Origin of the sequence: Cupriavidus alkaliphilus, from assembly GCF_900094595.1 — a bacterium.
In the GTDB taxonomy this organism is placed as follows: Bacteria; Pseudomonadota; Gammaproteobacteria; order Burkholderiales; family Burkholderiaceae; genus Cupriavidus; species Cupriavidus alkaliphilus.
The window spans coordinates 150,430-161,901 of the sequence record NZ_FMAD01000006.1 but is presented as its reverse complement, the minus strand read 5'-3'; the positions used below and the strand labels follow the sequence as shown (position 1 = coordinate 161,901).

Below are 11,472 nucleotides of genomic sequence, written 5' to 3'. Positions count from 1 at the left end.
GGGGTACGGCGCTGGCCCGGAACCTGCATAAGCCGCGGCAAGAGTAGAAGCGTTCACCAGCCGCGTGCCAGATCGACGCGCATGCGGGCTGGCCGGGAATTGCTCTTGAAGTCCGTGCCCCGCGCCGTTGCGCAGGCTGGCACCGTCGACCTCAGGAGCGCGCTGTCCCGGCGCGCATTGTCGTCGGCGGCCATGCCTGGGCCGGCGCGGGGCCACCCCTGACCCGCCTGCCACTAGGAATGCCATGACCCAGCCAGACCAAGCCAGCACCCTGGACGAACTCCGCCGCGAATCGCGCATGGGCGCGTTCGGTTCCGAAACCCGCCAGCGCGAGATCCGCCGCATCGACCTGTCCGACTACGCGCGGCGCAAGCCGCAGATTGCCGACGCGCTGTGGCAGGCATCGGTAGACGTCGGCTTCTTCCAGCTCGCCAACCACGGCATCGACCTGGCCAGCGTGCGCCATGCCTTTGCCATGACCGAGCGCTTCTTTGCGCTGCCCGATGAAGTGAAGGCGCAATACCCGCTGCAGAAGGCCAACAACGCCGGCTGGGAAAGCCGCGCGCAGGTCCGGCCCTCCATCGGCACGCCGGACCAGAAGGAGTCCTACCAGATCACGCGCCCGCACATGGACGGCCTGTGGCCGGGTGAGGACGAACTGGCGGGCTTCCGTGAGGCCATGCTTGCCTTCGAGGCGCAATGCTGGGAAGTCGGCATGAAGGTGCTGTCATGCTTTGCCGACAAGCTGGGCTTCGCCAGCGACTTTTTCACGCAGGCGCACGATCCGCGCGCGCCGGACTACCAGAGCACCTTGCGGCTGCTGCACTACTACGCGATCCCGCCCGAGCTGCGCGACGGGCTGGGGCTGTGGCGCGCCGGCGCGCATACGGATTTCGACTGCCTGACGCTGCTGTTCCAGCGCCCGGGCCAGGGTGGCCTGCAGGTGTGCCCTGGCAAGGAGATGGCGGCGCAGGCATGGACCCCGATCGAGCCGGACGAGACCGTCATCACGTGCAATATCGGCGACATGCTGATGCGCTGGAGCGATGACCAACTGCCGTCGAACTTCCATCGCGTCCGCAATCCCGCGCCGGGCGAGTACATGGGGCCGCGCTACAGCATGGCCTTCTTCTGCCAGGCCAACCGCGGCGCGACGATCGCAGGGCCGGCCGGCAAGTATCCGCCGATCAGCGCAGGGGATTACCTGCGCCAGCGGGTCAATGCGAACTTCAAGGGGTACTGAGGAGAGCGCGGCAGCGCGGCGAGCCCGGACACGCGTGGTTCAGGCCCGCCCGCCCAGCGCGCGGCGCTCAGGACGCCGCCACCACGCCGCAGGCAATGCGCCCGCCCGCATTGCCGGTGGGCTGCGTCTTGTAGTCGTCCGGATCCTTGTGCACCACCACCGCGCGGCCGATCACGCTGTTGGCGCCCGTGCCCACCGACAGCGACGGCAGCAGCATGCTGACGCGCACGTTGCCGCTGGCATCGGCGGTGACGTTGTTCATGTCGCCCGCATGGTGGTCCGGCATGGTCATCTGCCCGTGGGGCTTGCCGGTCGGGTTGAAATGGCCGCCCGCGCTCATGGCGTCAGGCGCGGAACAGTCGCCTTTCTCGTGGACGTGGAAGCCGTGGACCGAATTGGGCGGCAGCCCGGTAATCGCGGCGGTCATCATCACGCCGCCCGGCTGCTGCTGGAAGGTGACGGTGCCCGCGGTGTTGGAGCCGCTCTTGGGCTGGAGCGTGGCCGACGCCCGGGCACCGCTGGTGGCGCCGGCGGCGGACGGCTGGGCCGCGGACGACGAAGGCATGCCGGAGCCGGCGCAGCCGGCCAGTGCCAGGGTTGCGGCAATGCAAGCCGCCAGGGGGAGAAGCGCTTGTTTCATCGGAATCCTCTTATTGTCGTGATTTCGGAAGAAACAGTATAGGTCGGCGGCCGCTGAACCGATTTCCGGTTTTGTCCTACATGCCGCCAGGCATACGCGCCGCTGGCGGATCGCGCCAGCGAGGCGCAGAGGCTTGGGCCAGCCTCTCAGGACAGCCCTCAGGCCGCCACGGGCAGCGGCTGCTGTGCCGCACCAAAATGCGGATGGCGCGAGAACAGCTCGGCCGCCCAGTTCACGAACACCCGCACCTTGGCCGACAGGTGCCGGTTCTGCGGATACATCGCCGAGATCGGCAGTTCATCGGTCTGCCAGTCGGCCAGGATTTCCACCAGCCGGCCGCTGGCCACATAGGGCTCGGCCATGGCGCGCGAGATGCGGGCGATGCCATGGCCTTCCAGCGCGCAGCCGAGGTAGACATCCGCGTCATTGGTGGAAATGGCGGAGGGCAGCAGCACCTCGCCGCGCTCGGTGCCGCGCGCCAGCGGCCACGGCATTTCCCGGCCGGTGCGATTGGACAGGAAATTGACCGCCTTGTGCTGCGCCAGTTCGGCCAGGTCGCGCGGCGTGCCGCTGCGCTTCAGGTAGATCGGCGAGGCGTAGAACGCCAGTTGCACATGGCCGATGCGGCGGGCCACCATGGCTTCGTCCAGCGGAATGCCGACGCGCAGCACTACGTCGACACCCTCCTGCAGCAGGTCGATCGGCTTGCCGTTGATGGTCAGCTCCAGCTTCAGGTCCGGATAGGCCTGGAAGAATTCATGCAGGTGCGGCACCAGCACCAGTTGCGCCAGACCGGCGGTGGTATCGACCGACAGCGTCCCGCGAGGAGAATTGTTCTGGCGCGTGAGCGACTGCTCGGCCTCCTCGACATCGGCCAGGATGCGCACGCAACGCTCGTAGTAGGCGGCGCCGTCGTTGGTCACGCTGATGCGGCGCGTGGTCCGGTGCAGCAGCTTTACGCCGAGGTGGGTCTCCAGGTTCTGGATCAGGCGGGTCAGCGTGGCCTTGGGCAGGTCCATCGATTCGGCGGCACGCGCAAAGCTGCCGACGTCGACGACCCGGGTGAATGCCTGCATTGATACGAGACGGTCCATGATGAGGTTCCGACGATAGATCCGAACGGCGTGCCGCCCGCGCTCGTGGCGCACGCGGCCTGTCTTGTTGTTGTTGTGATGGGGAGTCTGCCGGCTGCTGGCACTGGTGCGCGCTGGCTGGGCGCGATGCCGGCCTGATTCTGTCAGGCGTCCGGCGCCGCGGGGAGTCCAACGGGCGGGCCGGGCGCGCAACGGCCTGGCCAACCGCCGCGCGTGCCGAGAGCGGGAGTGAATCACAAAATCCAAGACCTTGTCATGCGTGGGGATTTCGTTTTGCAGACGTATGACAGGCCAGTTTGCGATTATTCCAATCCCGGAACAGTGCATTGGCGATCTCTCGCTTTATCCCATCCTCGTCAATCACCATAATCCGTTGCATCGCAACACTCAAGCGCATTGTCCATGCCGTGCGCCGATGCCATGTCACAGAAGCCAGGCCAACGCTCCGCAGCCGCCAGCGCCGCCACTGCCCCCGCGGCAGCCGGGCCGGGACAGGCGCGCGTGGCCGAGCACACGGTGACCAGCGACGGCCGCGAGATCCTGGTGCGGGTGTGCTATCCGCCGGGTTACCCGGCGCCGGGCATCGACAGCGCTGCGCTGCTGCCCTGGCTGGTGTACCTGCACGCCGGCGGCTTCGTCGACGGCGGCCTGGAACACGCCTGCCACCTGGTGCAGGACCTGGCCACGACGGTGCCAGCGGTGGTGGTAACGCCGGCGTATTCGCTGGCGCCCGACCACCCGTTCCCGGCGGCGCCCGAGGACGCGCACAGCACGGTGCAATGGGTGTTGCGCAATGCCCGGCGCCTGAAGGTCGACAAGACCCGCTTCGCGCTGGTGGGCGAGGAAGCCGGCGGCAACCTGGCGATCGCGCTGGCGCAGATGCTGCGTGACCGCGGCACCGCCCAGCCGCGCGGCCAGTGGCTGATCCGGCCGGTGACCGACCCGTGCCTGCAGCACGCCTCTTGCGCAGGGTTCGACGGCGGGCAGGTGCCGATGGAAACCCTGAAGCGCCTGGCCGAGAACTATCGCGACTATCTGCCGACGCCGGCCGATACGGTGCATCCGTATGCGGCCCCGGCGCTGGCCTCGCGCCTGGCCGGGCTGCCGCCCACGCTGGTGCAGGTGGCCGAACACGACGCGCTGCGTGCCGAAGGCGAAGCCTTCGCCGGGCGCCTGGGCAAGGCCGGCGTGCCGGCCCAAGCCATGATCATGCCCGGCGCCTGCGGCGACGGCGTGGAAGAGGCCCATGACAGTTGTCAGGCATGGGTCGACGAAGGTGCGCGGTTCCTGCGGCGATGTCTGGCCGTGGCCGACGCTACCTCACCCTGACTGAACGCCGCGCTGGCGCCAACGCCAGCCGGCCTGGAGCCAAGCCCGCCGGCTGAGCCGCTCCAGACAACCGCCAGCCGGCTCTGTTTCGGCCAGAGCCAGGACCGCAGCGCGCGCCGTGATGCGCGCGGTCCCAAGTCCGACCATCAGTTTGACCATGGTTCCGATCCGCCCGCGCGGACCGGCAGGCGGCGTTCGGCCATTTGCTTTTCCGGTTGAAGAAAACCCGATCCAGGAGTTTGAGAAATGCAGCAGCAGAAGCGACGTACCCTGATTGCCCTCGCCATCGTCGTGGTGCTCGGTGCCGGCGTGGCCGGTTCGATCCTGCGCCCTTGGCACAGCGGCGAAGCCCACGCCAACACGCCGCCGCCGGCGCCCGCCATCGAGGTGGCCGCGGTGGTCGGGCAGACCATCACCGAGTGGGATGAATTTTCCGGCCGCCTGGAAGCGGTGGACCGGGTGGAGATCCGCCCGCGCGTCGGCGGCACCATCGATGCCGTGCACTTCCGCGAAGGCGCGCTGGTGAAGAAGGGCGATCCGCTCTTCACCATCGACCCGCGGCCTTATGCCGCGGAGGTGGCACGTGCCGAGGCCGCGCTGGCCGCGGCGCAGGTGCGCGCGGCCCACGCCAAGAGCGAGGGCGAGCGCGCACAGCGCCTGCTGGACGACAACGCGATCTCGCGGCGCGAGTTCGACGAGCGCATCCATGCCGCGCGCGAAACCGGCGCCAACGTGCGCGCCGCGCAGGCGCAGCTGGAAACCGCGCGCCTGAACCTGGCCTACACCCGCATCACCGCGCCGGTGTCCGGCCGTGTGTCGCGCGCCGAGATCACGGTGGGCAACCTGGTGGCGCCCGGCGTGGCGACGCCGCCGCTGACCACCGTGGTGTCGGTGTCGCCGATCTACGCCAGCTTCGAGATCGACGAGCAGAGCTACCTGCGCTACACCGCTCCCGGCGCCGGCGGCGGACAGGCCAACCTGCCGGTCTTCCTGGGCCTGGCCAATGAAGACGGCCATCCGCACCAGGGCAAGATCCAGTCGGTCGACAACCGGCTCGATACGCGCAGCGGCACCATCCGCGTGCGCGCGGTGTTCGACAACGACGACGGCCGCCTGCTGCCGGGCCTCTACGCCAAGGTCAAGATGGGCGGCGGCGCGCCGCATGCGGCGGTGCTGGTCAACGACCGTGCGGTCGGCACCGACCAGGGCAAGAAGTTCGTGCTGGTGGTCGACAAGGCCAACAAGCTGGTCTACCGCGAAGTCGAACTCGGGCCCAACTATGAAGGCCTGCGTGTGATCCGCAGGGGGCTGAAGCCGGGCGAGAACATCGTGGTCAATGGCCTGCAGCGCGTGCGCCCGGGCGACACGGTGCAGCCCAAGGTGGTGGCCATGGCATTCCGCAGCGAACTGGAACCGCGCGGCACCGCCCCCGACCGCAAGCAGGCCGCGAGCGAGAAGGGTGAGGCAGACATGAAGCCGGTGAGTTAAACCATGCGCACCGATGGCTTGCTCCCCTCTCCCGCTGAGGGGAGCGGGGGGCCGCCTGAGCGATGTCTGATCGCGTCGTGAATGGCAACCACCTGAGCCCGCACACCCAGCGCCCCTAGTTTGCATCGTTTCCCAGGCTGTTGATGGTGCCCGCCACAAGCGGGCCGCCAGGGGAGCGCTTTTAGCAGAGACCAAGATGAATCTCTCAAAATTCTTTATCGACCGCCCCATCTTCGCGGGGGTGCTGTCGGTGCTGATCTTCCTGATCGGCGCCATCTCGATGTTCAAGCTGCCGATCTCGGAGTACCCGGAGGTGGTGCCGCCGTCGGTGGTGGTGCGCGCGCAGTATCCGGGCGCCAACCCCAAGGTGATCGCCGAAACCGTGGCGTCGCCGCTGGAAGAGCAGATCAACGGCGTCGAGGACATGCTGTACATGTCGTCGCAGTCCAACAGCGACGGCCTGCTCACGCTGACCGTGACCTTCAAGCTGGGCACCGACCCGGACAAGGCGCAGCAGCTGGTGCAGAACCGCGTCTCGCAGGCCGAGCCGCGGCTGCCGGAAGACGTGCGGCGCCTGGGCATTACCACGGTCAAGAGCTCGCCGGACCTGACCATGGTGGTCCACCTGGTCTCGCCCAACGACCGCTATGACATGACCTATCTGCGCAACTACGCGGTGATCAACGTCAAGGACCGGCTGGCGCGGTTGCAGGGCGTGGGCCAGGTGCAGCTGTTCGGCTCGGGCGACTACGCCATGCGCGTGTGGCTCAACCCGGAAAAGATGGCCGAGCGCCAGCTTGCCACCGGCGACGTGATCAAGGCCATCCGCGAGCAGAACGTGCAGGTGGCGGCCGGCGTGATCGGCCAGTCGCCGTCGCTGCCCGGCGCCGACCTGCAGCTGTCGGTCAATGCGCAGGGCCGCCTGAGCACGGTAGAAGAGTTCGGCGATATCGTCGTGCGCACCTCCGCCGACGGCGCCGTGACCTACCTGAAGGACGTCGCCCGGATCGAGCTGGGCGCGTCGGAATACGCGTTGCGTTCGCTGCTCGACAACAAGCCCGCGGTAGCGATTCCCATCTTCCAGGCGCCGGGCTCCAACGCCATCCAGATCTCGGATGACGTGCGCAAGACCATGGAAGAGCTGAAGCAGAACTTCCCGGACGGCATCGACTACAGCATCGTCTATGACCCCACGCAGTTCGTGCGCCACTCGATCGAGGCGGTGACGCACACGCTGTTCGAGGCGATCGCGCTGGTGGTGCTGGTGGTGATCCTGTTCCTGCAGACCTGGCGCGCATCGATCATCCCGCTGCTGGCGGTGCCGGTGTCGATCGTCGGTACCTTCGGCCTGATGCATCTGTTCGGCTTCTCGATCAATGCGCTGTCGCTGTTCGGGCTGGTGCTGGCGATCGGCATCGTGGTCGATGACGCGATCGTGGTGGTGGAGAACGTCGAGCGCAATATCGAGGAAGGGCTGACGCCGAAGGAGGCCACCTACAAGGCCATGCGCGAGGTCAGCGGCCCCATCATCGCCATCGCGCTGACGCTGATCGCCGTGTTCGTGCCGCTGGCCTTCATGACCGGCCTGACCGGGCAGTTCTACAAGCAGTTCGCGCTGACCATCTCGATCTCGACCATCATCTCGGCGTTCAACTCGCTGACGCTGTCGCCGGCGCTGTCGGCGCTGCTGCTCAAGAGCCACGACGCACCCAAGGACTGGCTGTCGCGCTGGATGGACCGCGTCTTCGGCGGCTTCTTCAAGCGCTTCAACAAGTTCTTCGGCCGCAGCGCCGAGAGCTATGGCCGCGGCGTGAAGGGCGTGATCCGCCGCAAGGGCTCGGTGTTCGGCGTCTATGCGGTGATGCTGGCGCTGACCTGGGGCGTGTTCCAGCTGGTGCCCAAGGGCTTCGTGCCGGCGCAGGACAAGCAGTACCTGGTGGGCTTTGCCAAGCTGCCTGACGGCGCCACGCTGGACCGCACCGAAGACGTGATCCGCAAGATGAGCGACATCGCGCTCAAGCATCCGGGCGTGGAATCGGCCGTCGCCTTCCCGGGCCTGTCGATCAACGGCTTCACCAACAGTCCGAGCGCCGGCATCGTGTTCGCCACGCTCAAGCCGTTCGAGGATCGCAAGAGCGCCGAGCTGGGCGGCGCGGCCATCGCGGCCGAGCTGAACCAGAAGTACGCGGCGATCCAGGATGCCTTCATCGCGGTGTTCCCGCCGCCGCCCGTGCAGGGCCTGGGTACCATCGGCGGCTTCAAGCTGATGATCGAGGACCGTGCCGCGCTGGGCTATGACGCGCTGTTCGAGGCCACCAACGCGTTCGCCAACAAGGCGCGCGCCACGCCCGAGCTGACCGGCATCTTCAGCAACTACCAGGTCAACGTGCCGCAACTCGACGTCAAGCTGGACCGCGTCAAGGCCAAGCAGCTGGGCGTGCCGGTGACGGACGTGTTCGACACGCTGCAGACCTACCTGGGCTCGGCCTATGTCAATGACTTCAACAAGTTCGGCCGGACCTACCAGGTCAAGGTGCAGGCCGACGCGCCGTTCCGCGCCCATGCCGAGGACATCCTGCAGCTGAAGACGCGCAACGCCGCCGGCGACATGGTGCCGCTGTCGTCGCTGGTGCAGGTCAAGCAAGGCTTCGGTCCGGACAGCGTGGTGCGCTACAACGGCTTTACCGCCGCCGACATGAACGGCGGGCCCGCGCCGGGCTTCTCGTCGGGCCAGGCGCAGGCCGCCGCCGAGCGCATCGCCGCGGAAACGCTGCCCAAGGGCATCAAGTTCGAATGGACCGAGCTCACCTACCAGGACATCCTGGCCGGCAATGCCGGGATCTGGATCTTCCCGCTGTGCGTGCTGCTGGTGTTCCTGGTGCTGGCTGCCCAGTACGAGAGCCTGACGCTGCCGCTGGCGGTGATCCTGATCGTGCCGATGAGCCTGCTGGCGGCAATGACCGGGGTGTGGCTGACGCAGGGCGACAACAACATCTTCACGCAGATCGGCTTCATCGTGCTGGTGGGCTTGTCAGCGAAGAACGCGATCCTGATCGTCGAGTTTGCGCGCGAGCTGGAGCATCACGGCCGCACCGTGGTGCAGGCCGCGATCGAGGCCAGCCGCCTGCGCCTGCGCCCGATCCTGATGACGTCGTTCGCGTTCATCATGGGCGTGGTGCCGCTGGTGATCTCCACCGGCGCCGGCGCCGAGATGCGTCATGCGATGGGCGTGGCGGTGTTCGCGGGCATGCTGGGCGTGACCTTCTTCGGCCTGTTCCTGACGCCGGTGTTCTACGTGGCGCTGCGGCTGCTGGCGACCCGGGGCCAGCGCCGCGCGCAGCCGGCGCAGGTCGAACACCAGGCCGTGGCTTCGGCTGAATGACGCATGCTTTCCGCCCTCTTCCGCGAGCGGGAGAGGGCGGCTACCTCGGCGGGGGTGCCCCCGCCCGAGCACAGAACAATGAAGGAAAGAACATGATTGCCCAGATCTCAAGGCAGTTGCCCCGTATCGCCACGCTGGCCGCCGCGCTGGTGCTGGCCGGCTGCTCGCTCGCGCCGACCTACAAGGTGCCGGAGACGGCCACCGTGCCGGCCTTCAAGGAAGCCGAGGCCGCCCAGGCCGAAGGCGCCCAATGGAAGACCGCGACGCCGGCCGAGGGCCAGCATCGCGGCGAATGGTGGAAGATCTTCGGCGACGCCGAACTGGACCGCCTGATCGCAGCGGCCGGCGAATCGAACCAGGATCTCGCCATCGCCGCGGCCCGCCTGAAGCAGGCGCGCGCCTTCACCGGCGCGACCGAGGCGGACCTTTATCCGCAGCTGAGCGTGGGGCTGGACCCGACCCGCTCGCAGCCGTCGGCGGCCTCGCAAGGCCTGCCCGACGGCACCCGCGTGCCGCCGCAGACGGTGCTGAAAGCGCGCGCCTTCGCCAGCTATGAGCTGGACCTGTTCGGCCGCGTCGCGTCCAGCGTCAATGCCGCCCGCGCCGAAGGCGAGGCTGCCGAAGACCTGTACCGCTCGGTGCAGCTGGCGCTGCAGGCCGACGTGGCGCAGGCGTATTTCGCGCTGCGCACGCTCGACAGCGAGCGCGATTTGCTCAACGCCACCATCAGGCTGCGCGAGGATGCGCTGTCGCTGCTGAAGAAGCGCTATGACGCCGGGGAAACCACCGACCTCGATCCCGCCCGCGCCGAAGCCGAACTCGGCACCGCGCGCGCGGACCTGGCCGGCATCGAGCGCCGCCGCGCCAACCAGGAGCATGCCCTGGCGGTGCTGACCGGGGTGCCGCCGGCGGCGTTCTCGCTGCCGTCCAGGCCGTTCGATGCCGCGCCGGTGGCGATCCCCGCCGGGCTGCCGTCCGAGCTGCTGGAGCGGCGCCCGGACATCGCCGCGGCCGAGCGCCAGATGGCGGCTGCCAACGCGCGCATCGGCGTGGCCAAGGCGGCGTTTTTCCCGCGCATCACGCTGACCGGGTTGTTCGGCTTTGAATCGGCTGACCTGTCCAACCTGTTCAAGTGGTCCTCGCGCACCTGGATGCTGGGGCCGCTGATCGGATCGAGCATCGCGCAGACTGTGTTCGACGGGGGCCGCAACAGCGCCAACCTGGCCGGCGCCCGCGCCGCCCACGAGGAAACGGTGGCTAGCTACCGCCAGACCGTGCTGGTGGCCTTCCGCGAGGTGGAAGACAGCCTCGCGGACGTGCGCTGGCTCAGCCAGCAGGCCGGCGCGCTGGACAGCGCACTCGGCGGCGCCAGGCGTGCGGCGCGGATCTCGCGCAGCCGCTATGACGCGGGCGCGGTCGACTACCTGGCGGTGATCGATGCCGACCGCACCGTGCTGCAGTCGCAGCGCGAGGCCAACCAGGTTGCCGGACTGCGCGCGGCCGCGACGGTATCGCTGGTGCGGCGGCTGGGCGGGGGCTGGGGCCCGCTGCCGGCAGCCGTGGCCGCGGCGCCTGCGGCCGAGGGCGCCGCCGCCCCGGTGGCGCGCTGAGCCACGCAGGGGACTGGCGCGATGCCGGGCAGTCACTACACTGTAAGCATCGCGCCATGCGTACGGGATGCACGGGTGCGCCCCGGTTGCGTCCTGTCCCGCCGCCATGCTTGTCCGACACAGGAAACTGCTCTGGGGATTCGTCTTCGCCGCGCTCACCGTGGGCGCGCTGGTGGCACCGCTGCCGGGACTGGAACGCACCGCCATCCATGACGAGGTGGTGATCGCGCGCCCGCCGGCGCAGGTCTTCGACTTTGTTGCAACGCCGCGCCACTGGCCCGCCTGGCATCCGGCGTCGCTGGCGGTGGCGGGCGCGACCGACCATCCGCTCCAGCGCGGCGAGCGCGTGGCCGAGACCTTCATGCTGGCCCGGCGCGGCGGCGTGGTGGTCTGGACCGTGATCGAAAGCCACCCGCCGCGCACGTGGTCGATCGAGGGCGTGGCCGCGGGCCAGCGCGTCGGCACCATTACCTACCGGCTGACGCCCGCGATGTCGCCCTCGCTGACGCCATCGGCCGAACGCACGCGCTTCGAGCGTGAGTTCCGCTACCGCTCGCCGACGCTGCTGTTTGCCCTGATCAACCGTCTGATGCTGCGCGACCAGCTCCAGGCCGAGTCCACCGAAGCCGTGCGCCGGCTCAAGGCCTTGCTGGAGACCCAGCTGCCGTCATAGCGCGACGCCTTGC

The 11,472-nt window shown here is 68.5% G+C and carries 8 protein-coding genes; 6 read left to right on the top strand and 2 right to left on the bottom strand.

The window, feature by feature from the left end; all coding sequences use genetic code 11:
• Positions 1-244 precede the first annotated feature (244 nt).
• The gene (locus GA0116996_RS14510) at positions 245-1,243 is read left to right on the top strand and encodes an isopenicillin N synthase family dioxygenase (RefSeq protein ID WP_092312679.1); all 999 of its coding nucleotides are present in this window, start codon (positions 245-247) and stop codon (positions 1,241-1,243) included.
• Positions 1,244-1,310: 67 nt separating this feature from the next.
• On the opposite strand, the gene GA0116996_RS14505 is transcribed toward GA0116996_RS14510, so the two are convergent.
• Positions 1,311-1,883, bottom strand: coding sequence for a superoxide dismutase family protein (locus tag GA0116996_RS14505; RefSeq protein ID WP_092312677.1), 573 nt, complete (start codon positions 1,881-1,883; stop codon positions 1,311-1,313).
• A 158-nt stretch (positions 1,884-2,041) separates the two neighbouring features.
• Complete coding sequence (locus GA0116996_RS14500) at positions 2,042-2,977, bottom strand: LysR family transcriptional regulator (protein ID WP_092312674.1); 936 nt, start codon at positions 2,975-2,977, stop codon at positions 2,042-2,044.
• Positions 2,978-3,397: 420 nt separating this feature from the next.
• On the opposite strand from GA0116996_RS14500, the gene GA0116996_RS14495 reads away from it, so the two are divergent.
• The 5 genes from GA0116996_RS14495 to GA0116996_RS28500 all read left to right on the top strand — a co-directional run bounded on the left by GA0116996_RS14495 (position 3,398) and on the right by GA0116996_RS28500 (position 11,459).
• Positions 3,398-4,306: an alpha/beta hydrolase gene (locus GA0116996_RS14495; protein ID WP_092313339.1), complete on the top strand. Its 909-nt coding sequence runs from the start codon at positions 3,398-3,400 to the stop codon at positions 4,304-4,306.
• A gap of 246 nt (positions 4,307-4,552) precedes the next feature.
• Positions 4,553-5,794 (top strand): efflux RND transporter periplasmic adaptor subunit, encoded by a 1,242-nt coding sequence (locus GA0116996_RS14490; protein ID WP_092312671.1) that lies wholly within the window; start codon positions 4,553-4,555, stop codon positions 5,792-5,794.
• Between the two features lie 196 nt (positions 5,795-5,990).
• Positions 5,991-9,176, top strand: coding sequence for an efflux RND transporter permease subunit (locus GA0116996_RS14485; RefSeq protein WP_092312668.1), 3,186 nt, complete (start codon positions 5,991-5,993; stop codon positions 9,174-9,176).
• Between the two features lie 92 nt (positions 9,177-9,268).
• On the top strand, positions 9,269-10,786 hold the full coding sequence (locus tag GA0116996_RS14480; protein WP_092312665.1) for an efflux transporter outer membrane subunit: 1,518 nt from the start codon (positions 9,269-9,271) through the stop codon (positions 10,784-10,786).
• Positions 10,787-10,892: 106 nt separating this feature from the next.
• A complete protein-coding gene (locus tag GA0116996_RS28500) occupies positions 10,893-11,459 on the top strand; it encodes an SRPBCC family protein (RefSeq protein ID WP_244159872.1) in 567 nt (188 codons plus the stop codon).
• Positions 11,460-11,472: the final 13 nt, after the last annotated feature.